Origin of the sequence: Bacillus sp. GbtcB14 (assembly GCF_019091205.1) — a bacterium.
GTDB lineage: Bacteria > Bacillota > Bacilli > Bacillales > Bacillaceae_G > Bacillus_A > Bacillus_A cereus_AG.
Genome location: NZ_JAGXJT010000081.1, coordinates 1 through 383, shown reverse-complemented (window position 1 = coordinate 383; position 383 = coordinate 1). Strand labels below are relative to the sequence as shown.

Genomic DNA, 383 nt, shown 5'->3' with positions numbered 1-383 from the left:
CAATTAGTTTACTAGTTCCGAAAAATATAGAGGATTTAGAAAGAAAAAGAAAGGCTTATAAAGAAATAGCTGATATATCTTATGGAATGCTTGGTAGAACACCTGATTTTATTAATGCGGCAGTAGCTACAATATCTGCCCATGCTGGTTTTTTCGGAAGCGGGGAATATGCAAATTACACTGAAAATGCAAAGCAATATTATAAGCATGTAAAGAAAAATAATTTATTTATAGCACATGGATCAATTAATCCACAGATTGATCGTTCAAAAGCTTTAGGTGCACAAGAGCATGATTTTGCAGGAGTACATGTGCTGCGTTATGATGCATCCGGAATTGTGGTTAAGGGTCCAAAAATGATTGTTACTTTAGCACCAATTGCA

1 protein-coding gene is annotated in these 383 nt (G+C 34.7%); it reads left to right on the top strand.

The features are described from left to right. Positions 1 to 383 (top strand): 4-hydroxyphenylacetate 3-hydroxylase N-terminal domain-containing protein (locus KVT31_RS29385; RefSeq protein ID WP_302747102.1); only part of this gene is annotated, 383 nt, incomplete at both ends.